Genomic DNA, 24,816 nt, shown 5'->3' on the forward strand with positions numbered 1-24,816 from the left:
GTAGAAGGAGATTATGAAAACACTATATAACAAATTTGACAAGCGGGAACTGGCCTCACTGCCCAGAGTGCTTTTCGAAGGAAGAATTTTTACCATACAAACGGAGGCGGAAGCCAATAAGGCTGTTGATTATCTGTTGTCCTTCGGGCTATTGGGCGTAGATACGGAAACCCGTCCTTCTTTTAAAAAGGGAAAGGTAAATTCGGTTGCCTTGTTGCAGGTCTCCACGGAAGATACCTGTTTCCTGTTTCGTTTGAACCGCATCGGTTTGTCTCAGGCTTTGATTCGTCTGCTGGAAGATAAAAAAGTCCTGAAAGTAGGTCTTTCCCTGAAGGATGATTTGGCCATGTTGCGGAAAAGGGCTGACTTTGCTCCCGGAAAATTTCTGGAACTGCAGGACTTTGTCAAGAATATTGGTATTGAAGACATGAGCCTGCAGAAAATATATGCCAATCTGTTTCGGGAAAAGATTTCCAAGGGGCAGAGACTGACCAACTGGGAAGCGGATATCCTGACCGACGGTCAGAAATTATATGCTGCAACAGATGCCTGGGCTTGTGTCCGCATATACAACGAACTGAATGTTCTGGCACAGAATCGTGACTATGAATTGATTGTGAGAACAGAAGAGACTATAAATAATAATCCTAATAATAATTATGTATAAGAATGTTTTTCTGAAAAAAGGGAAAGAGGAAAGCCTCAAGCGTTTTCATCCCTGGATATTTTCTGGAGCAATCCATCATATAGATGGGGAACCCGAAGAGGGGGATGTGGTTCGTGTCGTATCGGCTGAAGGCAAATTCTTGGCGGTGGGACACTGGCAAATCGGATCTATTGCTGTTCGTGTACTGTCTTTCTCTGATATAGAAATCAATGCGGCATTCTGGGAAGAAAGAGTACGGGTGGCCTATAATATGCGTTGTGCCATTGGAGTGGCCGGTACTGAGCAAAACAATACCTACCGTCTGATTCATGGAGAAGGTGACTGTCTGCCCGGACTTGTGGTTGATGTTTACGGAAAAACAGCCGTGATGCAGGCACATAGTGTCGGCATGCATGTGGACCGTATGGCTATTGCCGATGCTTTGCTGAGTCAGACACAAGGTGCGGTGGAACATGTCTATTATAAGAGTGAGACCACCCTTCCGTTTAAGGCTAATCTGGGACAGGAAAACGGATTCATCCGGGGTGGTAGTGCCGATAATATTGCTGTTGAGAACGGACTGAAATTCCATATTGACTGGCTGAAGGGACAAAAGACCGGTTTCTTTGTAGACCAAAGAGACAACCGCTCTTTGCTGGAACATTATGCTCAGGGACGTGCTTTGCTGAACATGTTCTGTTATACGGGAGGATTCAGTGTGTATGCCATGCGGGGAGGAGCCCGTCTGGTGCATTCTGTAGACAGTTCTGCCAAGGCGGTTGACCTGGTCAATAAAAATATTGAATTGAATTTCCCGGGAGACCCGCGTCATCAGGCATTTGCCGAAGATGCATTCAAGTATTTGGATGCAATGGGAGACCAGTATGATTTGATCATTCTCGATCCTCCTGCATTTGCAAAACATAAGGATTCCTTGAAACAGGCTTTAAAAGGATATACCCGTTTGAATGCAAAAGCTTTTGAGAAAATCCAACCGGGCGGTATCTTGTTTACCTTCAGTTGCTCTCAGGTTGTCAGCAAGGATAATTTCCGTACAGCTGTGTTTAGTGCTGCTGCTCAGAGCGGAAGACGTGTACGAATATTGCATCAGTTGCATCAGCCGGCAGATCACCCGATAAATATCTATCATCCTGAAGGTGAGTATCTTAAGGGATTGGTGCTCTATGTTGAATAAAATGACTAATGTTAAAGTATATAAAATTGGAGAAAAATAATGCCGTCAGCTATTGCTGATTCATGGAAAAACACTACTTTTGCACTGTGTTTTTCATGGTATTAGATTTAAGGTTAACGAAAAGATTGGTTGTCGAGATGACAACCTTCTTTTTTTTATATAGGTTTCTGTCCTGATTTTGAACCGAAAAAATGAAAAACCGGATGCCTTTTATGATTTTTGGAGTCAAAAGTCGTATAATCAAAAATCTTTTTTAAATTTGCACTTTATAACTATTGTTTTATTGCAAAATTAAAAAGGTATGAGTTTAAAGGTTAGACTAACGATCATGAACTTTTTGGAGTTCGCAGTATGGGGAGCATACTTGACTTCTATGGGAAGTTACTTGGCTCAGGTCGGTCAGGCTGAAAATATAGGCTGGTTCTATTCCATTCAAGGTGTTGTTTCGTTGTTTATGCCCGCTTTGGTCGGAATTATTGCGGACCGCTGGGTACAGGGACAAAAGATGTTGGGTATCTGTCATTTTCTGGCAGGTGCATTCATGCTGGCTGCTTCTTATTATGGAGTGAGTGCCGGAGAGCAGGTTTCTTTCTCAACCCTATTCAGTCTTTATACGGTCAGTGTAGCCTTTTTCATGCCTACAATTGCTTTGTCCAATTCTGTGGCATACTCCGTTTTGGATCGTGCCGGTATGGATACCGTGAAGCATTTCCCTCCAATCCGTGTGTTCGGAACCGTTGGTTTTATCTGTTCCATGTGGGTGGTTGACCTGGGCGGTATGCAGCAGAATGCCTTGCAGTTTGCCTTTTCCGGAATCCTGAGTTTTATTCTGGCCCTTTATGTCTTTACCTTACCTGCATGTCCGGTAAATCGGGAGGGCAATGCAAAGAGTCTTTCGGAAGCCTTGGGACTCCAGGCATTCCGTTTGTTTAAAATCAAAAAGATGGCCGTGTTCTTCATCTTTTCTATGTTGTTAGGTATCTGCTTGCAGATTACCAATGGTTTTGCCGGACCATTTATCTTCTCTTTTGCCGGAATTCCGGAGTATGCAGACACTTTTGGAGTGCAGCATGCCAATATTCTTATCTCTTTGTCGCAGATGAGCGAAACCCTGTGTATTTTGTTAATTCCTTTCTTCTTGCATCGTTTTGGAATTAAAATCGTGATGTTGATGGCGATGGTGGCCTGGGTACTTCGTTTCGCATTCTTTGCAATGGGAGATCCCGGTGACGGCGTCTGGTTGTTTATTTTGTCCATGATTGTTTATGGAGTAGCCTTTGACTTCTTTAATGTTTCCGGTTCTCTGTTTGTGGATAAGGAAACGGATATTCATATCCGCAGTAGTGCACAGGGTCTGTTTATGGTAATGACCAACGGCCTGGGAGCTACAATCGGTACGTTGTGTGCTCAGGAAGTCATCAATAAATATGTCTATAGTTTGCAAGATGCTACCGGGCATCAGATTGTAGAAGGATGGAGCACTTGCTGGTATCTGTTTGCGGCTTATGCTCTGGTTGTGGCTGTGCTTTTTGCTATTGTTTTCCGCTATAAGCATGAGCCCGATAAAATATAAAAATATGGAAGAAAATACAGAACAATCTTATAAGTATTTGCAGGTTTCCAATGTGTCACAATGTTCCAAGGAAGGAAATGCCTATTTGGCCATACTGAAGGAAACGGATGGAGAGCGCATGCTTCCGGTGCTGATGGAGCGGCAAGATGCATTGCTTTTATTGTTGAAAATGAAGAAAGTCTTCATCGCGGCCACTCCGATTGATTTTTCGGATATCATGCTGGGCGTCTTCAATAATTTCTCTATCCGTTTGCGCGAGGTGAGAATCTGTGCGGTGAGAGGAGGAGTAACCTATTGTCATTTGTATTGTGAACAGTATGGAGAACGGAAAGTCATTTCTTATTGCAGGGCATCCAATGGTCTGGTGTTGGCGGCAACCTTTAAGTGTCCGATAACGATACATGAGGAACTCTTGAATTTGCAGTATATGCGTGAAGTGTCCGACGGAACCTATTCCATGCCGATAAATGCCGTCAGTAAGGAAGCTCTGGAGGAAGCCCTTAAGCGGGCGATAGAAACCGAAAACTATGAATTGGCGTCTTTGTTAAGAGACGAAATACAACGAAGAAAATGAAAGAGATACGTTTTTTTTATGTGCCCGATGCCGCAGAAGCAAATCAGTTGCCCGAAGAGGAAGCGCAGCATTGCATTCGTGTGTTGCGGTTGCAGATAGGGGATGAAATCATGTTGATGGATGGAGCCGGGACTTTTTATAAGGCTGAGATTGTGAATGTACAGTCTAAAAAGTGCTTTTATCAGATTGTGGAAACAGAGCCCCAGGCCAAAGAGTGGGGAGGATGGCTTCATCTGGCTTTGGCACCGACCAAAAACATGGATCGGGTGGAATGGTTGGCTGAGAAAGCCACAGAAATCGGATTTGATGAATTGACTTTCCTGAACTGTAAAAATTCAGAACGGAAAGTGGTGAAAAACGAGCGGGTGGATAAAATTCTGATATCAGCCGTGAAGCAAAGCCGAAAAAGCTGTAAGCCGATATTGAACGAGATGCTGGATTTTAAGGCTTTTATTCAGCAGGTAGAAGACTATGAACAGAAATTCATCGCTCATTGCTATGATGAACGCGATGTTTTGGGAGAGAGCGTATCTGTCGGGGAAATGAAGGATATGGGTAGAGGGAAACCCTTTCTGTACGACATTCTTCAGTCCGGAAAGAAAACGGTGGTACTGATCGGTCCGGAAGGAGATTTCTCCTTGGAAGAGGTCCGTTATGCCTTGCAGCACGGTTTTGAGCCGGTTTCTTTGGGCAAAAGCCGTTTGAGAACGGAAACTGCGGCTTTGGTTGCCGTGCAGATGATGCAGATGAAAAACTTTTATTAATTCGTTAAAATAATGCCGTATGAAAAAACAATGGATTATTGGAGGAGTTGTATTACTGGTTGTAATATTAGCTGCGTGGTTCTTTTGGCCTAAAGACCAGTCTTCACATGCACGTGTCATACCAGCAGATGCTACGGCTCTGATGGCATTTGACACAGAAGAGTTTATTAAGGAGAGTGATTTGACGGAAGAGAAACTGAAAAAGTTTTTCCCGGGACATGAGGATCTGTACCAGTTGGGACTGGATTTTGAAAAGAATGCTTATGGCTTTGTCGGAGCTGACGGAATGAATGGTTTTTTGTTCCCGGTAAATGATGTGGAGCTTCTGAAAGAATATTTGAATAAGAACGGAGAATCCATGGGTGCAACTCCCGTTGAGGAGCAGCAGGGATTCTTCTGGAGTTCTTTGGGTGGTTCTTTCGTGATAGGATTTGATGATGAAGTCCTCTTGATTATGGGACCGACAATCGCTTCTGCACAAGCGGAACTGCGCCAGCAGATGATTGCTTATCTGAAGCAGGACAAGAAAGAAAGTGTGCTGGAAGCCCCGATTTACAAGAAGTTGCAGGAACAGAAAGGTATTTTAAAGGCGGTTGCCTCTTTGGAGATGTTCCCTGAATATTATAAAATGTTTGAGAATCTGGGATTGCCCGAGCATGTAGATTTCAGTAAAATGCTGATGACCGTTTCCATGGACTCGGAAAATGGAAAGATTCTTTTCCGTGCAGGAGTCATTGCTGAGGACAAGGCATTGGCACAGAAAATGAAGGCTCTTGATGATTTGAGCCGACAGATTGACGGGGAGTTCCTTTCTTCTGTGTCTCCGAATACCATGGTCTGGATGGGAGCCAATGTGAAAGGTGAAAAATTGATGAAGCTGATGAGCGAAATTCCTTCATTACGTCTTTATCTTATGGCGATGAATAATGTGATGGATGTGGAAAAAATGATTCAGAACATTGATGGAGACATAGCTTTGTCTGCTACAATGGACAAGGAACCGCAGATTCAGATGCAGGCACAGATGGCTAATCTTTCTTTTATGGATGATGTGGATTATTGGATTTCGTCTGCGCGGAACTCAGGAGGATATCTTTTTGAGAAGGTGGACGAAGACTTGTACCGCATCGGTAATGTGGCAAGATCAGATATTTATTTGGGACTGAAGGATAAGAATGTGTTGCTGACAAACTCCAAGGGTCTGATGGTGGATTTGCAGAAAGGTATGAAGCATGATTTGTTGGAGCCTTACAAGGATGATATCAAAGACAGCAAGTTCTATGTGTGGACCAATATGGGGGCTATGAACTCTCTCTTGGGTTCCATGAGCGGCAATAATGATGATTTGGCTAAGGTGGAGGCATTCCTGGGTAAGATAGAGGCGGTAGCCTTGAGATCTTCAAATGCAACATCCATGGAGCTGATTTTGTATCTGAAAGATAAAAAAAGTGGATTGAAACAATTTTTTGAATAATGGAAAAAATAGCGCTGAAGAATGTCTTGCCCGAGGTCTTTGCGACTCGGGATGACATTCAGAGTGAGATTTGGCACAAGGAAGTTTTATTGGAGAAGGGGAAAGTTTATTTGATTGAGGCAAACTCCGGAACCGGTAAATCTTCCCTGTGCAGTTATATCACAGGGTATAGAAGAGATTATCAGGGTATTATTGATTTTGACGGGAGCAACATCCGTAACCTTAAGATTAAGGACTGGGCCCGTCTGCGCCGTGAGTCGTTGAGTATTCTTTTTCAGGAACTTCGTTTGTTTCCGGAGTTGACGGCTTATGAGAATGTCAGCATTAAAAACGGGTTGACCAGATTCAAGCCTCAGAAAGAAATTCATGCCTGGTTCGAAGCTTTGGGTATTGAAGATAAAATAAATACCAAGGTGGGGCTGATGAGTTTCGGACAGCAGCAAAGAGTGGCGATGATCCGTTCTCTGGTTCAGCCTTTTGATTTCCTTTTGGCGGATGAGCCCATCAGTCATTTGGATGAGAATAACAGTCGGATTATGGCCGAATTGATGATGACAGAGGCCCGCAGACAAGGTGCGAGTGTCATTGTGACCAGCATCGGCAAACACATGGATTTAAATTACGATAAAGTATTCAAATTATGAATTTGGTTTGGAAATTGTTGCGCCAGCATATCAGTAAGCCTCAATTGGCAGGATTCTTTTTTGCCAACTTGCTGGGAATGTTGATTGTTTTGTTGAGTTTGCAGTTCTATAATGACGTAGTTCCTGTGTTTACTCAAGGAGACAGTTTTATCAAAAAAGAATTTTTGATCGTCTCAAAACGTATTTCTGTGGCTCACTCGTTTTCTTCTTCAGCCAGCGCCTTTAAAGATGCGGAAGTGAAGGAGATGGAAGCACAGCGTTTTACGAAATCGGTAGGAACATTCAATTCCAGTCAGTATCATGTAGATGCCAGCATGGGATTGGCCGGAATGCCGGCATTGCGGACAGAATTGTTCTTCGAGTCTGTTCCGGATGCTTTTGTAGATACGGACCTTTCGCAGTGGAAGTTCGACCAGCAGCACGGGGTAATTCCCATTATTCTGCCCAAGAACTATCTTACTATCTATAATTTCGGTTTTGCACAAAGTCGTTCGTTGCCGAAAATGTCTGAAGGACTGATTGGTGCCATTGACCTGATGATTCATATCCGTGGTAACGGTAAGGAGGCATATTACAAAGGAAAAGTGATTGGGTTCAGTACACGCTTAAACACAATCCTGGTTCCGGAATCATTTTTGAAATGGAGCAATCAGGAATATGCGCCAGAAGCGGATACGGCTCCATCCCGTCTGATTGTGGAAGTGAAAAATCCGACAGATGATGCCATAGCCACTTATTTCAAGAAGAAGAATTATGAAACGGATGATGACAAGCTGGATGCCGGAAAAACAACCTTTTTCCTGAAGATGGTTTCCGGAATCATCATGGGTGTCGGTTTGTTGATCAGCGCCCTGTCTTTTTATATCCTGATGCTGAGCATTTATCTTCTGGTGGAAAAGAATACACAGAAACTGGAAAATCTTCTGTTGATAGGTTATACTCCTCAAAGAGTATCTTTCCCTTATCAGGCTTTAACTGTAGGTATGAATGCTCTGGTGCTGTGCTTGTCACTGGTCTTTCTGTTTTGGATAAGATCTTATTACATGGATATGCTCTATCAGATTTTTCCACAGATGAAAGAAGGAAGCATGTTGCCGGCCTATCTGTTGGGTGGGGGACTGTTTTTGATTGTCAGCATCATTAATGTTTGGGCAGTTCATCGTAAGGTGATTGCAATCTGGTATAGAAAGGGTGTAAGATTATGATGAATTTACTGAATTTATACAAGACCTGGAAACAGGAGGAGCCGGCGCGTGTCGAAGCATTGGCAGGGGCTGGCAGCAACCGGAAATATTATCGTTTGTTTGACGCGGGCGGCAACACGGTGATTGGAGTTATCGGGACTTCACCCGAAGAAAACCGGGCATTTGTCTATCTGAGCGGTTTCTTTGCTTCGCAAGGAGTTTCCGTTCCCGAGATTCTGGCCGTAGATGATTCGTGCGACTGTTATCTGCAGACGGACTTAGGTAGTTTAAGTCTGTATGATGCTCTGGCGAACGGACGTAAAAACGGCGGAAAGTATGACGACCGTGAACGAGAATTATTGAAACGCACAATAAAGGAACTTCCGAAACTGCAATATTGCGCCCGTAACGGATTGGATTTTTCACTCTGTTATCCTTTGCCTGAGATGAATCGGGAGGCTGTCATGTTTGATTTGAATTATTTCAAATATTGTTTTTTGAAGCCTAGTGGAGTGGAGTTTCATGAGATGAGGCTGGAAGAGGATTTTTACCGTTTGTCCGATGATTTGCTGGACGAATCCTCCCAAACTTTTCTCTATCGTGATTTTCAGGCCCGCAATGTGATGCTTCATCCAGACGGCTCTCCTTGTTTTATCGATTATCAGGGAGGTAGAAAAGGCCCGCGGGAATACGATGTGGCCAGTTTTCTATGGCAGGCTTCCGCGCATTATACGCCCGAATTGCGCGAAGAATTAATCCAGACCTATTTGGAGGCCTTGCAGCCGTATGAGACGGTTGATTCGGAACATTTTCACAAACGTCTGAATCTTTTTGTCCTGTTCCGGACTTTACAGGTATTGGGAGCTTATGGCCTGCGTGGCTATTGTGAACATAAACAGTATTTCATAGACAGTATTCCTTATGCGTTGGACAATCTGCGCGGGTTATTGGAGCAGGAAATCTGTACCTATCCTTATTTGAGACAGATACTCTGGAATCTGGTAAATGCACCCCGTTTTTGTGAAAAGAAATCTGATAGCGGCAAGTCTCTTTCGGAAGAAAAGAAGACAGTCTTTCCAAAGGAGAATCTTTCCGCATTGAAAATTGATGTGCTGAGCTTTTCATATCGCAAGGGAATACCCGAAGATCCTACCGGAAATGGGGGAGGCTATGTCTTTGACTGTCGTGCGGTGCATAATCCCGGAAAATATGAACCTTACAAGAAGTTGACCGGACTGGATGAGCCGGTAATTCGTTTTTTGGAGGATGACGGAGAAATCTTGAAATTCCTGGATTCAGTTTATACATTGGCTGATGCGCATGTAGAACGCTATTTACAGCGCAGATTTACCCATCTGATGTTCTGTTTCGGATGTACCGGCGGGCAGCATCGCAGTGTTTACTCGGCGCAGCATCTGGCAGTGCATCTTCATGAGAAATATGGCATAGAGGTCCATGTCTGTCATCGTGAGCAGGGAGTCAATACGGTATTTATGGCAAACAAATAAAGGAGAAAATATGAAAGCGATGATTTTTGCAGCGGGGCTGGGTACCCGTCTGCGTCCTTTGACCGATCGGATTCCCAAGGCTTTGATACCTGTGGGAGGAACCCCTTTATTGGATCTCTTGGTGCGCAAAATGACATCTGCCGGAGTGACGGATATCGTGGTTAATGTGCACCATCATGCCGATATGATGAAACAGCATATTAAGACCTTGCAAGGGGAAGGACCGCATTTGTGGGTCAGTGATGAAACACAGGAGTTGCTGGATACCGGAGGAGGGATAAAGAAGGCGTCCGCCTATTTCGCTCAGGATGATGCTCCTTTTCTGGTACATAATGTCGATATCCTGTCGAATGTGGATTTAAAGGCATTTTATGAAGAAGGAAAGGCCTTTGATGCTGCACTGCTGGTTAGTGAGCGTTCCACCTTCCGTTATCTGCTGTTTGATGAAACCGGCCGTTTGAAAGGATGGATTAATGAGAAAACCGGTCAGATCAAGTCACCTTATCCGGATTTGGACCCGAAGGCATGTAAAAAATATGCTTTTTCCGGAATTCATCTTTTTTCTCCCGGATTGTTTCCTCTTCTGGCAGAGTGGCCTGATAAATTTTCCATCATAGACTTCTATCTGTCTGTCTGTGACCGGGTACATATTCAGGGCATTTTCCATTCGGATTTGAAACTGATGGATATCGGAAAGCCGGAAACTCTTCCTTTGGCAGGAGATTTCTTGAAGGGCATCATGTGAGAACAATCTTTTTTTTGTATATTTGCAGACAAATCAGATAAATATCCTTTTTATGCAACAAAAAATCATTATTTTGGATTTTGGTTCACAGACGACTCAGCTGATTGGCCGTCGTGTACGTGAATTGGATACATTCTGTGAGATTCTTCCTTATAACAAGTTTCCTAAGAATGATCCTTCTGTAATCGGTGTAATCCTGAGCGGTTCGCCTTTTAGCGTATATGACGAGAAGGCGTTTAAGATTGAACTGGATGAAATCCGCGGTAAATATCCGATTCTTGGTATTTGTTATGGTGCTCAGTTTATGAGTTACGCCTTGGGCGGCAAGGTGGAGCCGGCTGAAAGTCGTGAATACGGTCGTGCCAACCTGCAGAGCTTTGATCATGAGAATCCTTTGTTCAAAGGATTTGATGAGCATTCTCAGGTTTGGATGAGTCATGGTGATACCATTACTGCACTGCCGGAGGGCTTTAAGGTTATTGCTTCGACAGACAAAGTGGTTAATGCAGCATATCAGGCTGAGGGAGAACCGTTGTGGGGCGTACAGTTCCATCCGGAAGTATTCCACTCTGTTCAGGGTTCTTTGTTGCTGAAAAACTTTGTGGTAGATATCTGTGGCGGTAAGCAGGACTGGAGTGCTGCATCATTTGTGGAGACTACTGTTGCCGAGTTGAAGGAACAGTTGGGAAATGACCGTGTTATTCTGGGATTAAGCGGTGGCGTTGATTCTTCTGTTGCTGCTGTATTGCTGAATAAGGCCATTGGAAAGAATCTGACTTGTATCTTTGTGGATCATGGTATGCTCCGCAAAAACGAGTTCAAGAATGTGATGCACGATTATGAGTGCCTGGGACTGAACGTAATTGGTGTGGATGCCAGCGAAAAGTTCTTCAAGGATTTGGAAGGAGTTACCGATCCGGAGCAGAAGCGAAAGATTATCGGTCGCGATTTCATCGAAGTATTTGATGCTGAGGCACACAAGATTACCGATGCAAAATGGTTGGCTCAGGGTACTATCTATCCAGACCGTATCGAGAGTCTGAATATTACCGGAAAGACGATCAAGAGTCATCACAATGTAGGTGGTCTGCCAGAAGAGATGAACCTGAAACTTTGCGAGCCTTTGCAGTGGCTGTTTAAGGATGAAGTGCGCAAGGTAGGTCGCGAATTGGGTATGCCGGAGCATCTGATTACCCGTCATCCATTCCCGGGACCGGGTCTGGCAGTGCGTATCCTGGGTGATATCACTCCGGAAAAGGTACGTATCCTGCAGGATGCGGATGATATCTTTATTCAGGGACTGCGCGATTGGAACCTGTATGATCAGGTATGGCAGGCAGGAGTGATTCTGCTTCCGATCAAGAGCGTGGGCGTAATGGGTGACGAGCGTACTTACGAGCGTGCAGTTGCCTTGCGTGCGGTAACCAGTACCGATGCCATGACCGCAGACTGGGCTCATTTGCCTTATGAATTTATGGCTAAGGTAAGCAATGATATTATTAATAAGGTGAAGGGTGTTAATAGAGTATGCTATGACATTTCTTCAAAACCACCTGCCACAATTGAGTGGGAGTAAAGAAATAGGATACAGACCGGGACAGATTTTCGGTCTGTATCCTATTCTTATAGAATCATAAAGGTTCCATTTGTCGTTCGTTTGACAAAATATTAGTCTGGTTGAATTTTGAGATTGATTTTTTTAATGATATTTTTCCCAGATTTTGGAACGTATATGAAAAGATTTTATTAAATTTGCAGTGAATAAAATTAGGGTAAATGGGACGTGCATATTACATCTGTATTATAGTTCTGTCGGCTGTTTTACTTATGTCATGTGGAGCGGCTCACTACTGTAATTGCGGCTGATATTTCGGCCTTTCAAAGTAATTCGAGATTAATAATTTATATTCTAACCTTTAATTTTTAAAGACAAAGAAAGATGATTAAAGTAGGTATTAACGGTTTCGGTCGTATCGGCCGTTTCGTATTCCGTGCAGCTCAGACTCGTGACGACATCCAGATCGTAGGTATTAACGACTTGTGTCCAGTTGATTACTTGGCATACATGTTGAAGTATGATACTATGCACGGTGCATTCCAGGGTACTATCGAAGCTGACGTTGAGAACAGCAAATTGATCGTTAACGGTAAGGAAATCCGTGTAACTGCAGAGCGTAATCCTGCTGACCTGAAGTGGAACGAGGTTGAGGCTGAATACGTAGTTGAGTCTACAGGTTTGTTCCTGACTCAGGAGAAGGCTCAGGCTCACATCGAGGCTGGTGCTAAGTACGTAGTTATGTCAGCTCCTTCTAAGGACGCTACTCCTATGTTCGTTTGCGGTGTTAACGAAAATACTTATGTTAAGGGTACTCAGTTCGTTTCTAACGCTTCTTGTACTACTAACTGCTTGGCTCCTATCGCTAAGGTATTGAACGACAACTGGGGAATCACTGACGGTTTGATGACTACAGTTCACTCAACTACTGCTACTCAGAAGACTGTTGACGGTCCTTCTATGAAGGATTGGAGAGGTGGTCGTGCTGCTTCTGGCAACATCATCCCTTCATCAACTGGTGCTGCTAAGGCTGTAGGTAAGGTTATCCCTGCATTGAACGGTAAGTTGACTGGTATGTCTATGCGTGTTCCGACTTTGGACGTTTCAGTTGTTGACTTGACAGTTAACTTGGCTAAGCCAGCTAAGTATGAGGAAATCTGCGCTGCTATGAAGGCTGCTTCAGAAGGCGAATTGAAGGGTGTACTGGGTTACACTGAGGATGCAGTTGTTTCTTCTGACTTCTTGGGTGACACTCGTACTTCTATCTTCGATGCTAAGGCTGGTATCGCTTTGACTGATACTTTCGTTAAGGTTGTATCTTGGTATGACAACGAGATCGGTTACTCTAACAAGGTATTGGATCTGATCGCTCACATGAAGAAGGTTAACGGTTAATAAATCGTATCCAATAAATGAAGCCACTCAGTTTGCCTGAGTGGCTTTTTTTTGTATTTTTGCAGCGCAAAATTTGAAGAAATGAATAGAAAAAGACTGAAAGAGGCATTGTTACAGCGTAAAACAGCAGAAGGCTTTGTTTTTATAATAGTTTTCCTGGCTGTATTTACATACATCGGGAATATTATGGGGCTTTCCAATATGCTCAATACCATCATGAATACGGCGCATGACCTTCTGTTGCAAACTGTATTCTATTTGATGGGAGTTGTTGTTCTTTCTGGTGCTTTAAGCCGACTGTTTATCGAGTTTGGAGTTGTACGTATTATGGAATTCCTGTTTGGACGCCTGATGAAGCCCCTGTTCGGACTTCCGGGTGTTGCTGTTCTGGGAGCCATAATGCCTTTCCTTTCGGATAATCCGGCAGTGCTTACCCTGGCTAAGGATCAAAATTTCAGTCGCTATTTCAAGAAATATCAGTTCGTTTCTTTTATCAATTTCGGAACTGCCTTTGGTATGGGATTGATTGTATTGGTCTTCATGCTGGGAAAAGGTTATGCTGTAGAGCCCTTGATTGGTATTCTGGGAGCAATCGGAGGATGTATTCTTTCTACCCGTTTCTTTCAGAAAATGCTGATAGCCAAGGATCCTTCTTATCTGGAAGCAATGCCGGTAGTCAGTGAAGAAAAAAAAGAAACGCGTACTCACGAAGAACAGCGTGCGGAAGTGTTGCAGGCTAAGGAAAGTACCTTTATCCGTTTTTTGAATGCTTTGCTGGACGGAGGAAAAAATGGTGTGGAGCTGGGACTGGCAATTATTCCCGGAGTCATTATTATCTCTACTGCTGTTTTTATCCTGACTTTCGGTCCTGGTCCTTCCGGTGTCTATGATGGTTCTCCTTATCAGGGTATTGCCTTGTTGCCGGATCTGGCCGGAAGAATTAATTTTATTTTCGACTGGCTTTTTGGTTTCAAGCATCCGGAGCTGGTGGCTTTTCCGATAACTTCACTGGGAACGGTAGGAGCAGCTTTGGGACAGGTGCCCTTATTTATTTCTCAAGGATTTCTTGACGGAAATGCGGTTGCTGTTTTTACTGCCATGGGAATCAGTTGGAGTGGCTTCTTGTCAACCTATTCGGCCATATTTGATGCCATCGGTTATCGGAATCTGACTTCAAAAGCTATGGGAATCCATTTGGCCAGTGGCTTGATAGCCGGTGTTTTTGCTCATTTACTCTATTTGTTGTACGCACTTTTTTAAAACATCTATGAAATACGATATGATAACCATTCTGGGACCTACAGCTTCGGGAAAAACTCCTTTGGCTGCTCATCTGGCTGTCCGTCTGGATGCTGAGATTATCAGTGCAGACAGTCGTCAGGTGTACCGTAGAATGGATTTGGGAACAGGAAAGGATTTGGACGACTATTGTGTTTCCGGAAAGCAGATTCCCTATCATTTAATAGATATCTGCGAACCCGGTACGCAATATAATGTCTATGAATATCAGAATGATTTCAAGAATGTTTATCAGGATTTAAAGGACAGAAACGAGTTGCCGGTTCTTTGCGGAGGAACAGGACTTTACCTGGAATCCGTCTTACGAGGTTACCGAATGGATTCTGTTCCAGAGAATCCACAGTTGCGTCAGGCCTTATCCGATAAAACTCTGGAGGAGCTGACATGTATATTGAGTACTTATAAGAGTCTTCATAATAAAACAGATGTTGATTCTGTAAAGCGCGCCATCCGTGCTATAGAGATTGCGGATTATTATCAGAAAAATCCGGTCGTTCAGACAGAGATTCCTTCAATTAACTCTTTGGTTATAGGTATAGATATTCCCAGAGAATTGCGTCGCCAAAGAATTTCCGATCGTCTGAAACAGCGTTTGGATGAAGGAATGGTAGATGAAGTACGTTCTCTTTTGTCAGAAGGAATTCCTGCCGAGAATCTGATTTATTATGGTCTGGAATATAAATTCCTGACAAATTATGTTTTGGGAAACCTTACCTATGAAGAGATGTATCACCAGTTGGAGATTGCCATTCATCAGTTTGCCAAGCGACAGATGACCTGGTTCCGGGGAATGGAGCGAAGAGGAATTGAAATTCATTGGGTTGATGGTACTCTTCCTATGGATCAGAAGTTGCAAAAAATAGAGGAACTTTATCTTCGGGAATAAAAAAGAGGTTTTTCTTGCACATTTTTCTTTCTTTTGTGTAACTTTGTGGCACTAAAACAGCTTTATATGTCTATAGAAAACAGCAGATGGGGAATTATTTGTTGCCCCAAGGAAGGCAAAACCGGATCTCAGAAACATTGGGACGCTATACGTAAGTATCTGAAGGAAAAAGAAGTGCACTATGATTTCGTTCAGAGTGAAGATAAAGAGTCTGTAGAGCGCCTGGCTGCCATGTTGGCAACCAATGGATATACTACCATTGTGGTGGTAGGAGGAGATGCGGCCCTTTACCGTGCGTTGAACGGTCTGCTTACGGTTGATTTGTTGCAGCTGTCACAAATTTCATTAGGAGTCATTCCTTATGGATGGGCCAATGATTTTGCCCGTTTCTGGGGATTGACTGAAGACGATTATAAAAAGGCTATCGATGCCATTTTGCTGCATCGTATCCGGAAGGTGGATATCGGATATTGTCAGACAGATAAGGCCGTGCGCCGATATTTTCTCAATTGTGTCAATATCGGGTTGGTTGCCAATATTATGAAGATAAAACATAAAACCCAGAGATTCTGGGGTATGCGTAGTCTGTCATTTTTTTCTTCCATGTTTTTATTGTTGTTTCACCGTATGGAGCATTTTATGCACGTGAAGGTGAATCAGGACGACATTCAGAAAAAAGTGATGACCATGTGTGTGGGCAATTCATGGGGCTACGGACAGACTCCGAGCAGTGTGCCTTATAACGGATGGCTGGATGTATCCATCGTATCTCATCCGGAACTGACCAAAATGCTGGAAGGACTTTGGATGTTGATTTGGGGGCGTTTCCTGAACCATAAAAATGTGAAGGCCTACCGCACCAAAAAAATCCATGTGCTGGAACGCAACAAATCCTGTGTCAGTCTCGACGGTGCCGTGTGGGAATGTGACAGTGACGCTTTGGAAATCGGAATTCTGCCAGAATATCTGAATTTTATTATTCCTTCCTGAAAACCTGTAATCGGATCAGATACAGGTTAACCGAACTTGGAGATTCTTTCCAAAGTAGCTTCGTCGATAATCTTTATTTTTCGGCCATCTATTGCGATAATCTTTTCTGAAGAGAAATTTGATAAGGTACGGATGGCATTGGCTGTAGTCATATTGGACAGGTTGGCCATGTCTTCCCGGGATAAATAGATGCTTAGTGTGCAGCCATCCTCTTCAACTCCATAGTTGTCCTTTAAGAAAAGGATTGCTTCAGCCAGTCGGCCACGGATGTGTTTTTGGGTTAAGTTGACCGTACGTTCATCGGCAATTCCCAAATCAATGGACAGCTGCCGGATGAAAAACCATGCCAGTTGATGATTTTCACAAACTAACTTGGTAATGATGCTCATGGGAATCATTCCAACGATAGAATATTCAAATGCCGCGGCGGCTGTGAGGAAACTCTGACCGGCGAATGCTGCCCGATAGCCAAAATATTCCACTGGTTTGATCACTCGGATTATCTGGTTTCTGCCTCCGGCTCCATTTTTAAATATCTTAACCTTTCCTTGCAGCAAGCATAGTAATTGATTCGGAAGTTCTCCTTCCGAATAGATGGATTCGTTTTTTTTGAAGCTTTGAATAGTCAGGTGTTCCTTTAAAAAGTTTTGTTGTTCCTCATTTAAAGGAGCCCATATATCTGATAGTTTTGCGATTGCTTCATCCAAACTGATGCTTTGTTTTACCATGACATTGCGTTAAAAATATGTTCTACGGCACAAAAATAATGATTTTGCAATTCGGTAACAAAAAAGTTATAGTAAAATATCTATCATTTTTTATAAAAATAAGTTTTTTGCAATAATTTTCTCGATTTATTTTTAAATAACGGATATTTGTTTTATATTTGAAGACACGAAAGTGCAGTGAACAATAAACAATAATATAAATCTAACACCTTAAGGAATCGACTATGAGTTATTTACAGTTTGATAAAACTCTGATGACGAATCTGCAAGAGTCCTTACCCAAAGAAATCTTGCGTTCCAATCGGTCGGGCGCATATTCTTGTTCTACAATCGTTGATTGCAATACAAGAAAATACCATGGATTATTGGTTGTCCCGATTCCGGATATGGATGATGAAAATCATGTCTTGCTTTCATCTCTGGATGAAACCGTAATTCAGCATGGTGCTGAATTTAACTTGGGATTGCATAAATATCAAGGAGACAACTTCAGTCCCAGAGGGCATAAGTATATCCGAGAATTTAATTGCCAACAAGTGCCGACAACCATTTATCGTGTTGGTGGCGTTCTGCTGAAGAAGGAGAAGGTTTTTCAGCATTATGAAAATCGCATTCTTGTGCGCTATACCTTATTAGATGCACATTCTGCAACGAAACTTCGTCTGCGTCCTTTCTTGGCCTTTAGAAGTGTACGTGAATACACCCATGAAAACCAGTATGCATCCCGTGAATACACAGAAATCAATCATGGAATTAAAACGACCATGTATCCAGGTTATCCGGAACTTTATATGCAATTAGACAAGAAAAACGAGTTTGTTTTTTGTCCAGACTGGTATCGGGGCGTTGAGTATCCTAAGGAACAGGAGCGTGGATACTCTTTTAACGAGGATCTTTATGTACCCGGATATTTTGAATGTGATATTAAAAAGGGCGAGAGCGTAACTTTCTCGGCCGGTTTGTCGGAAATCAAGGTCAGTCAGCTGCGTAATATCGTTGACTTTGAGGTCAAGTCACGTACCCCGCGTGATAACTTCTATCATTGTATGGTGAATTCAGCCCATCAGTTCTATAACCATCGTGATGGAGAAAACTATATCTTGGCGGGTTATCCTTGGTTTAAATGCCGTGCCCGTGACATGTTCATTTCCTTGCCGGGCTTGACTCTGGTTAACGACGAGATTGAGAAATTTGAATTGTTTATGGAGACAGCACGTAAGGGTATTGAGGATTTTATTCACAATCGTCCGTTGTCTGTCCGTATTTATGAGATGGAGCATCCAGACGTATTGCTTTGGGCTGTCTGGTGCATTCAGCAGTACGCCAATATTGTTTCCGAAGTAAAATGTATGGAAAAATATGGCGACTTGTTGCGTGCCATTATGGATTTTATGCTCGAAGGAAAACATCCGGGCATGGAAATCCGTGAAAACGGTCTGGTTTGGGTTGAAGGAAAGGAGACTCCTGTAACATGGATGAATTCCACTTCAAACGGCAAACCGATTGTTCCGAGATCCGGTTATGTGGTCGAAATCAATGCCTTGTGGTATAATGCCTTGAAGTATTGTGCCCAGATGTGTACGGCCATGAACAACAACGAAAGAGGACAAATGTACGAAGAGCGCGCACAGATCGCCAAGGAATCTTTTGTCAAGGTCTTTTGGAATGAGTACGACTATTTGATGGATTATGTGGATGATGGTCAGCCGGATTGGAGTGTCCGTCCGAATATGATTTTTGCAGTAGCCTTAGACTTTTCTCCATTAGAAAAGAAGCAGCAGAAAGCTATTTTGGACATCTGTACCAAAGAGTTGCTTACTCCAAAGGGACTGCGTTCTTTAAGTCCGAAGAGTTCCGGTTATAATCCTATGTATGTCGGTCCTCAGATTCAACGCGATTATGCTTATCATCAGGGTACTGCATGGCCTTGGTTGGCCGGCTTCTATATGGAGGCTTGTCTGAAGGTATATAAATACAGTCGTTTGAGTTTCATTGAGCGTCAGTTGGTAGGCTATGAAGAGGAAATGTTTTATCACTGTTTGGGAACTCTTCCTGAGCTGTTTGATGGTAATCCACCTTTCCATGGTCGAGGTGCAATATCTTTTGCCATGAATGTGGGCGGAATATTACGTGTGTTGAAATTAATGGAGAAATACAACTTAGAATAAAAAAATAAGGAGGAACAAAGATGAAAGTTTTAATGTTCGGATGGGAATTTCCTCCTCATATTCTAGGAGGATTAGGTACAGCAAGTTATGGTCTGACCAAGGGATTGTCTATGCAGCCGGATATGCAAATTACGTTTTGTATACCTAAGCCCTGGGGAGATGAGGACCGGAGTTTTATGAATATCATCGGTATGAACTGTGTGCCTATTGCATGGCGTGACCCTTCTTGGGAATATGTACAGGAGCGTGTCGGAAAATATATGGACCCTCAGCTGTATTACGATTTGCGCAGTCATATCTATGCCGATTTTAATTATATGCATGTCAATGATTTGGGATGTATGGAATTCTCGGGCAGATATCCGGATAATTTGCATGAAGAGATCAATAACTATTCCATTGTAGCAGGAGTTGTCGCTCGTCAGCAGGACTATGATATTATTCATGCTCATGACTGGTTGACCTACCCGGCCGGTATCCATGCCAAGCAGGTTAGCGGCAAGCCTTTGGTGATTCATGTGCATGCCACAGACTTTGACCGAAGCAGAGGTAATGTGAATCCAACCGTATATGGTATTGAGAAAGACGGAATGGACCATGCAGACTGCATTATGTGTGTGAGTGAACTGACGCGCCAGACCGTTATTAATCACTATCATCAGGATCCAAACAAATGCTTTGCTATGCATAATGCGGTTTATCCGTTGGCAGAGAATCTGCAGGCTATCGTAGATCAGCGCAAGCCATCGTCAGAGCGTAAGGAAAAGGTGGTGACTTTCCTGGGACGTATTACCATGCAGAAAGGACCTGAGTATTTTATCGAAGCTGCCCGTAAGGTATTGGAGCGTACCCATAATGTACGTTTCTGTTTTGCCGGAAGTGGAGATATGATGAATGCTATGATTGAGTTGGCTGCTTCTTATGGTATTGCCGACCGTTGTCATTTCCCCGGTTTCATGAAGGGACCGCAGGTTTTTGAATGTTTCCGCGATAGTGATGTATATGTGATGCCTTCTGTTTCGGAGCCTTTTGGAATTTCTCCGTTGGAGGCAATGCAGAGTGGAGTTCCTACGATTATCAGTAAGCAATCCGGTTGTGCAGAGATTCTGGACAAATGCATTAAGATTGATTATTGGGATATTGATGCCATGGCAGATGCTATGTATTCTTTGTGTACCAATAATTCTTTGCATCAGTATCTGCAAGAAGAAGGAAAGAAAGAAGTGGATGGCATTACTTGGGAGAAAGTAGGAGTCAAGATTCGTGCTTTATATGAGAAAACCATAGAAAAATGTAAATAATTAAAAAGGTCTATATATGAAAACCATTTGTTTGTACTTTGAGATACATCAGAATATTCATCTGAAACGTTATCGTTTCTTTGACATAGGTACCGATCATTATTATTATGATGATTACGAGAATGAGCATGCTATTACGGAAACTGCTCAGAACTCTTATATTCCGGCATTGCAGGCATTGTTGGAGATGGCTCGCATGCATCCGGGCTATTTCAAATGTGCCATTTCCCTGTCCGGTGTGGCTGTGGAACAGCAGGAAAACCATGCTCCGGACGTGATTGAACTGTTGCAGGAACTGAATGAAACCGGATGTGTAGAATTCCTGGCAGAGCCTTATTCTCACGGATTGTCTTCATTGACCAATGAAGAGGCCTTTAAAGAGGATGTGCAGAAACAGGCCCGATTGATGAAGGAGATGTTCGGCAAGGAGCCTAAGGTGATTCGAAATTCTTCTTTGATTTATTCCGATGATATCGGTGAGGTTGTTGCCTCTATGGGCTTTAAGGGAATGATTACAGAAGGAGCCCGTCATATTTTGGGTTGGAAGAGTCCACACTACCTTTACCACTGTGCTTTGAATCCGGATTTGAAGCTTTTGTTGCGTGATTATAAACTTTCTGACGATATCGCTTTGCGCTTTGCCAATCCGCAATGGTCTGAATATCCATTGTTTGCAGACACTTATGTAGATTGGATTGCTTCTCTGCCAGAAAATGAGCAGGTGATCAATATCTTCATGGAGTTGTGTGCTTTGGGTATGTTCCAGCCACTGTCTTCTCATATTCTGGATTTCCTGAAGGCGATCCCTGGTTATGCCAAAGAAAGAGGAATTGCTTTTGCAACTCCGTCTGAAATCATAGCTTCAAACAAATCTGTTGATGCTTTGGAAGTACCTTATCCAATGTCTTGGACAGATGAAGAGCGCGATACTTCCTTCTGTTTGGGAAATGTTATGCAGCGTGAGGCTTTTGAGAAACTGTATAGTATGGCCGACCGTGTACGTATGTGCCGAGATCGTCGTATCAAACAGGATTGGGATTATCTGCAGGCAAGCAACAACTTCCGTTTCATGTCTACCAAGTCTGCAAGCTATGGTATGTATCGTGGAATTTATGATTCTCCATACGATGCATTTACCAATTATATGAACATTCTGGCCGACTTTATGAACCGTGTAAGCAATCTGTTCCCACGAGAAATCGAAAACGAGGAATTGAATGCGTTGTTGACCACGATCAAGAATCAGGGCGAAGAGTTGCAGGTTAAGGATAAGGAAATCGCCCGTTTGAATGCTCGTTTGAAGAAACAGGAGGATGCCTTGTTGAATGCAGACATTCCAACGGAAACAAAGGGAAGAAAGCGTACAGCAAAGAAAACAAATTAAGTCTATAATAAAGTCATTTTGTTATTATTGTTTGTAATTATTTGTTCACTAAGTTTTTGGGGGACTTTATGAAAGACTAGTTTGGAAGGATGTGCCTTTGGGGCACATCCTTTATTTTTTGTTTAGAATGACATGCGGAACAGGAAACGCACCCCCCATTTCTGGGTGTCAGCTTCCAGATAATTTAAACGTCGTACATATTCCACATGGAGGATTTTGAAGATATTATGTACGCCGACAACCAGTTCCACATACGGTACTTTGGGGGACATTACCCGGGAATTGTACTCGAAATTTCCGTTTTGATCAAAATGTCCCGGAAAATAGAACAAATCAGAATCATAACTGTTTTGTTCCAGGAACGGGTTGTTCTTCTGGCTCAAAGTTCCCCACAGAACATTGCATCCGATGAACTCCCTCCATTTTAATTTGTTGATCAGTGGAATTCGGTTCAGAATCTTTCCGTTTAAGTCCCAGGAGAACATTAGGGAAGCATACCGGTCATTTAAGAATTCCATGTTGTCAATCAGGTGGAAAGTATTGTCCTCTATGATATAAGACAAGTTGGCCGCTGGCATAATCAGCAATGGGAACGGCACCTTGTTCCACTGGGCCCCACCTTTGACATAAAAGTCCATGCGTCCCCATGAGCGGAGCCAGAAGCGTTTGTATAACGTTGCTTCAGTGAAATTGTAGGTATATTCTCCTCCCAGCACTCCTTTAAGACCGACAGTGTGTTCCAGTCCAAAGATAGGAGCGTCCTGATTGGTTTGCAGTCGTCGCTGTTTGGAATTGATCCAGGTGGCTCCCGGCTGATAAGTGATGCCGATAGTGGCGTCACTTGTTGTCAGTTGCTTCTGGTTATCCTGGGGATTGATGCTGGGCATGCTGCTTCCGTTCATTCTCTGAAAGAAGAGTGCACCCGTCGGTTCATAAGTCTCCCGTTTCATGCGAACATTAAAACGCAGTCCGTTTTCCCACTCCTTATCGTAGTTCAGGGCATAGCGTTCATAATACTGCATGTGGTCTACAGTGGTCCATTTGAAAGAGATAAACACGTTATCCTTATCTGTAGGCAGGAATTTGTCACTGGGAGACATTACGTCTCTGGCATACGAGAAACTGAGATTGTGTACCGGAAACTCCCGGGGGAGATAGTCCTTTTTATTGAAAGAGTAGGTGAGTTCGCCCATACCTTTCCACCGGTGATCACCGAATCCGTAGGCCACGTATCCTTTTCCGAATATGTTGGGATGCAGATTCGCTGTGGTCTGTGCACTGGCTCTCAGACGCAATCCTTCCACAAAGTTATGAGTGATTATCGTATTGATCGGACCGATATCCACAGGGCTCGGTTTCTCGGGATCCTTGCTGACTTCCACATGATTTTCGATGAAGGCTTTCGCTACAAACAAGACGAAATTAAATCCTTTGATGCTTTCCAGTCTTTTAATGAAATCATTCATCTTACCTTCAGAGGCGGTGAGTTCTTCTGGTCGGTTTTCCTTCCAGAAATCTTCATTCCTCATCATGGCGCTGGGGTCAGTCCTCTGCTTTCCTTTAAATTTGAAGGTTTTCTCCGGAATCTCTTCAAACGAGTAGTCGTTATAGGTTGTGGTGCGTTCTACCTGGAATTTTTGCAGCGACTTCAGGACATAGAGCTGTACGATCATCTTGTCATTGGTCAGAACATACTCTCCGGAGGATAATTTGTTATACTCCTGAATAATGTTCATCTGTTCCACAAAGTTGACGTCTGATCTTTGCGGTATGCCCATTTCAACCTTTTTTACCTGCCAGGTAGAGTCGGCCAGAATATACAGACTTCCGGCAAATCCAAAATCCTGCGGATTATTGGGAGTAAAGTCCACTTTGATGCATTTCTGTTGGTTTACCTCTACCGTGTCGGCTATGAAATACCGGTAGAAACGGATGGCGGAAGTACTGGAAATGGGACTGATAAAGATATATTGCAACAGTCTGATTTCATTTTCATAGATATCTACATCCGTAAAGCAGTCCTTGATCAGAGTATTGACCACTTCTCCCGTGTTGAACAGTTCGTTGATACCATTGGACCGGATACCGGTAATGATGTCCTTTTCCTTTTGGGGATTTTTACTGTAGATGTGCTGTGATACCGTTTCGTTGACCGTCAAAGGCAGGATTAGTTTGCCGGTTTCCGGACACACCTCCACATGGTCTTTCAGGAAAGGCATTCTTTTGAATTCCCCTTCTTCAAAGACCTTGTCGGTAACCTCATTCAATCCGAAGGTCAGTTTCTGATATTTATTATAGCTGAAATAATCCTTTTCGTGCAGATCGGTCTTTTGTTTGGCTGCAATGACCTTTTTCATTAACTCCACAGCCGGATTATCTTTTCGGCTATACCGTTTTCTTTTCTGCGTAATCTTAACCTCCTGGATGTCCTGTGTCTTGCTGCTTAAACTTACGTTGATCGGACGCAGTTTGTCTATATGGAACGTTTTGGTTTCATATCCCATCATGGAAAAACACAATATCTTCCCTTTCCGATAGGGAATGCTGTATTTTCCGTCCATTTGGGTAGGAGTACCGGAACTTCTCTGATCCTGATAGTATACCTGTACCCATCCCAATGGCTCTCCTGTTTCCTTGTCCGTAACCGTTCCGGTAATCTTTTGTGCCTGAATAGACAGGGACAGAAGCATCAGAAGAAATAGAAGTAAATATGTTTTTTGCATTTTTGTACTATTTTTATACATACACAAAAATACTATCAAATATTTATATGCAGGGAAGAAAATTGGTTATATTATAGATT

20 protein-coding genes are annotated in these 24,816 nt (G+C 43.1%); 18 read left to right on the forward strand and 2 right to left on the reverse strand.

All coding sequences use genetic code 11. From position 1 onward, the window contains the following. The first annotated feature begins 13 nt into the window (after window positions 1-13). From DXA74_RS09030 to DXA74_RS09100, 15 genes are all read left to right on the forward strand, one after another. Entirely contained in the window at window positions 14-667 is a 654-nt protein-coding gene (locus DXA74_RS09030; protein WP_118526826.1) for a 3'-5' exonuclease, read from the forward strand. Next, window positions 660-1,841: a class I SAM-dependent rRNA methyltransferase gene (locus tag DXA74_RS09035; protein WP_118526828.1), complete on the forward strand. Its 1,182-nt coding sequence runs from the start codon at window positions 660-662 to the stop codon at window positions 1,839-1,841. The genes DXA74_RS09030 and DXA74_RS09035 overlap by 8 nt, the downstream gene beginning before the upstream one ends. Window positions 1,842-2,142: 301 nt before the next feature. Further along, window positions 2,143-3,414 carry a nucleoside permease gene (locus tag DXA74_RS09040; RefSeq protein ID WP_118526830.1) on the forward strand — a complete coding sequence of 424 codons (1,272 nt, stop codon included), beginning with the start codon at window positions 2,143-2,145 and terminating at the stop codon, window positions 3,412-3,414. A gap of 4 nt (window positions 3,415-3,418) precedes the next feature. Further along, on the forward strand, window positions 3,419-3,988 hold the full coding sequence (locus tag DXA74_RS09045) for a bifunctional nuclease domain-containing protein (protein WP_118526832.1): 570 nt from the start codon (window positions 3,419-3,421) through the stop codon (window positions 3,986-3,988). Between the two features lie 5 nt (window positions 3,989-3,993). Next, entirely contained in the window at window positions 3,994-4,752 is a 759-nt protein-coding gene (locus tag DXA74_RS09050) for a 16S rRNA (uracil(1498)-N(3))-methyltransferase (RefSeq protein WP_370448495.1), read from the forward strand. A gap of 19 nt (window positions 4,753-4,771) precedes the next feature. Then, the gene (locus DXA74_RS09055; RefSeq protein WP_118526836.1) at window positions 4,772-6,226 is read left to right on the forward strand and encodes a DUF4836 family protein; all 1,455 of its coding nucleotides are present in this window, start codon (window positions 4,772-4,774) and stop codon (window positions 6,224-6,226) included. Then, window positions 6,226-6,870 carry an ATP-binding cassette domain-containing protein gene (locus DXA74_RS09060; RefSeq protein WP_118526838.1) on the forward strand — a complete coding sequence of 215 codons (645 nt, stop codon included), beginning with the start codon at window positions 6,226-6,228 and terminating at the stop codon, window positions 6,868-6,870. Before DXA74_RS09055 ends, DXA74_RS09060 begins: the two co-directional genes overlap by 1 nt. Beyond that, window positions 6,867-8,075, forward strand: coding sequence for an ABC transporter permease (locus DXA74_RS09065; RefSeq protein WP_118526840.1), 1,209 nt, complete (start codon window positions 6,867-6,869; stop codon window positions 8,073-8,075). The genes DXA74_RS09060 and DXA74_RS09065 overlap by 4 nt, the downstream gene beginning before the upstream one ends. Further along, entirely contained in the window at window positions 8,072-9,562 is a 1,491-nt protein-coding gene (locus tag DXA74_RS09070) for an RNase adapter RapZ (protein ID WP_118526842.1), read from the forward strand. Before DXA74_RS09065 ends, DXA74_RS09070 begins: the two co-directional genes overlap by 4 nt. A gap of 10 nt (window positions 9,563-9,572) precedes the next feature. Next, window positions 9,573-10,307 (forward strand): nucleotidyltransferase family protein, encoded by a 735-nt coding sequence (locus tag DXA74_RS09075; RefSeq protein WP_118526844.1) that lies wholly within the window; start codon window positions 9,573-9,575, stop codon window positions 10,305-10,307. 52 nt (window positions 10,308-10,359) lie between these two features. Further along, a complete protein-coding gene (gene guaA, locus DXA74_RS09080) occupies window positions 10,360-11,883 on the forward strand; it encodes a glutamine-hydrolyzing GMP synthase (RefSeq protein WP_118526846.1) in 1,524 nt (507 codons plus the stop codon). Window positions 11,884-12,246: 363 nt separating this feature from the next. After that, on the forward strand, window positions 12,247-13,257 hold the full coding sequence (gap, locus tag DXA74_RS09085; protein ID WP_118526848.1) for a type I glyceraldehyde-3-phosphate dehydrogenase: 1,011 nt from the start codon (window positions 12,247-12,249) through the stop codon (window positions 13,255-13,257). 81 nt (window positions 13,258-13,338) lie between these two features. Beyond that, window positions 13,339-14,517 (forward strand): nucleoside recognition domain-containing protein, encoded by a 1,179-nt coding sequence (locus tag DXA74_RS09090; protein ID WP_118526850.1) that lies wholly within the window; start codon window positions 13,339-13,341, stop codon window positions 14,515-14,517. 7 nt (window positions 14,518-14,524) lie between these two features. Beyond that, a complete protein-coding gene (miaA, locus tag DXA74_RS09095; RefSeq protein WP_118526852.1) occupies window positions 14,525-15,442 on the forward strand; it encodes a tRNA (adenosine(37)-N6)-dimethylallyltransferase MiaA in 918 nt (305 codons plus the stop codon). Between the two features lie 66 nt (window positions 15,443-15,508). Then, window positions 15,509-16,432, forward strand: coding sequence for a diacylglycerol kinase family protein (locus DXA74_RS09100; protein ID WP_118526854.1), 924 nt, complete (start codon window positions 15,509-15,511; stop codon window positions 16,430-16,432). A gap of 26 nt (window positions 16,433-16,458) precedes the next feature. Here the strand turns inward: DXA74_RS09100 and DXA74_RS09105 are convergent, their stop codons facing one another. After that, on the reverse strand, window positions 16,459-17,160 hold the full coding sequence (locus tag DXA74_RS09105; RefSeq protein WP_118526856.1) for a Crp/Fnr family transcriptional regulator: 702 nt from the start codon (window positions 17,158-17,160) through the stop codon (window positions 16,459-16,461). Window positions 17,161-17,384: 224 nt separating this feature from the next. Between DXA74_RS09105 and DXA74_RS09110 the strand changes: the two genes are divergently transcribed. From DXA74_RS09110 to DXA74_RS09120, 3 genes are read left to right on the forward strand one after another with little or no spacing between them, the layout of a single operon-like run. Further along, window positions 17,385-19,328, forward strand: a complete 1,944-nt coding sequence (locus tag DXA74_RS09110) for a glycogen debranching enzyme N-terminal domain-containing protein (protein WP_118526858.1) — start codon at window positions 17,385-17,387, stop codon at window positions 19,326-19,328. Window positions 19,329-19,348: 20 nt separating this feature from the next. Then, window positions 19,349-20,629: a glycosyltransferase family 4 protein gene (locus tag DXA74_RS09115; RefSeq protein WP_118526860.1), complete on the forward strand. Its 1,281-nt coding sequence runs from the start codon at window positions 19,349-19,351 to the stop codon at window positions 20,627-20,629. Window positions 20,630-20,645: 16 nt separating this feature from the next. Next, window positions 20,646-22,013 (forward strand): glycoside hydrolase family 57 protein, encoded by a 1,368-nt coding sequence (locus DXA74_RS09120; RefSeq protein WP_118526862.1) that lies wholly within the window; start codon window positions 20,646-20,648, stop codon window positions 22,011-22,013. Between the two features lie 122 nt (window positions 22,014-22,135). On the opposite strand, the gene DXA74_RS09125 is transcribed toward DXA74_RS09120, so the two are convergent. Continuing rightward, a complete protein-coding gene (locus tag DXA74_RS09125; RefSeq protein ID WP_118526864.1) occupies window positions 22,136-24,736 on the reverse strand; it encodes a DUF5686 family protein in 2,601 nt (866 codons plus the stop codon). Between the last annotated feature and the right edge of the window lie 80 nt (window positions 24,737-24,816).

It is taken from the genome of Bacteroides sp. OF04-15BH (assembly GCF_003477995.1).
GTDB lineage: Bacteria > Bacteroidota > Bacteroidia > Bacteroidales > Bacteroidaceae > Paraprevotella.

What these genes read in the sequence shown, in the direction of transcription:
- DXA74_RS09030 (WP_118526826.1), top strand. Translation starts at nt 14, where the DNA reads ATGAAAACACTATATAACAAATTTGACAAGCGGGAACTGGCCTCACTG.
- DXA74_RS09035 (WP_118526828.1), top strand. Translation starts at nt 660, where the DNA reads ATGTATAAGAATGTTTTTCTGAAAAAAGGGAAAGAGGAAAGCCTCAAG.
- DXA74_RS09040 (WP_118526830.1), top strand. Translation starts at nt 2,143, where the DNA reads ATGAGTTTAAAGGTTAGACTAACGATCATGAACTTTTTGGAGTTCGCA.
- DXA74_RS09045 (WP_118526832.1), top strand. Translation starts at nt 3,419, where the DNA reads ATGGAAGAAAATACAGAACAATCTTATAAGTATTTGCAGGTTTCCAAT.
- DXA74_RS09055 (WP_118526836.1), top strand. Translation starts at nt 4,772, where the DNA reads ATGAAAAAACAATGGATTATTGGAGGAGTTGTATTACTGGTTGTAATA.
- DXA74_RS09060 (WP_118526838.1), top strand. Translation starts at nt 6,226, where the DNA reads ATGGAAAAAATAGCGCTGAAGAATGTCTTGCCCGAGGTCTTTGCGACT.
- DXA74_RS09065 (WP_118526840.1), top strand. Translation starts at nt 6,867, where the DNA reads ATGAATTTGGTTTGGAAATTGTTGCGCCAGCATATCAGTAAGCCTCAA.
- DXA74_RS09070 (WP_118526842.1), top strand. Translation starts at nt 8,072, where the DNA reads ATGATGAATTTACTGAATTTATACAAGACCTGGAAACAGGAGGAGCCG.
- DXA74_RS09075 (WP_118526844.1), top strand. Translation starts at nt 9,573, where the DNA reads ATGAAAGCGATGATTTTTGCAGCGGGGCTGGGTACCCGTCTGCGTCCT.
- guaA (WP_118526846.1), top strand. Translation starts at nt 10,360, where the DNA reads ATGCAACAAAAAATCATTATTTTGGATTTTGGTTCACAGACGACTCAG.
- gap (WP_118526848.1), top strand. Translation starts at nt 12,247, where the DNA reads ATGATTAAAGTAGGTATTAACGGTTTCGGTCGTATCGGCCGTTTCGTA.
- DXA74_RS09090 (WP_118526850.1), top strand. Translation starts at nt 13,339, where the DNA reads ATGAATAGAAAAAGACTGAAAGAGGCATTGTTACAGCGTAAAACAGCA.
- miaA (WP_118526852.1), top strand. Translation starts at nt 14,525, where the DNA reads ATGAAATACGATATGATAACCATTCTGGGACCTACAGCTTCGGGAAAA.
- DXA74_RS09100 (WP_118526854.1), top strand. Translation starts at nt 15,509, where the DNA reads ATGTCTATAGAAAACAGCAGATGGGGAATTATTTGTTGCCCCAAGGAA.
- DXA74_RS09105 (WP_118526856.1), bottom strand. Translation starts at nt 17,160, where the DNA reads ATGGTAAAACAAAGCATCAGTTTGGATGAAGCAATCGCAAAACTATCA.
- DXA74_RS09110 (WP_118526858.1), top strand. Translation starts at nt 17,385, where the DNA reads ATGAGTTATTTACAGTTTGATAAAACTCTGATGACGAATCTGCAAGAG.
- DXA74_RS09115 (WP_118526860.1), top strand. Translation starts at nt 19,349, where the DNA reads ATGAAAGTTTTAATGTTCGGATGGGAATTTCCTCCTCATATTCTAGGA.
- DXA74_RS09120 (WP_118526862.1), top strand. Translation starts at nt 20,646, where the DNA reads ATGAAAACCATTTGTTTGTACTTTGAGATACATCAGAATATTCATCTG.
- DXA74_RS09125 (WP_118526864.1), bottom strand. Translation starts at nt 24,736, where the DNA reads ATGCAAAAAACATATTTACTTCTATTTCTTCTGATGCTTCTGTCCCTG.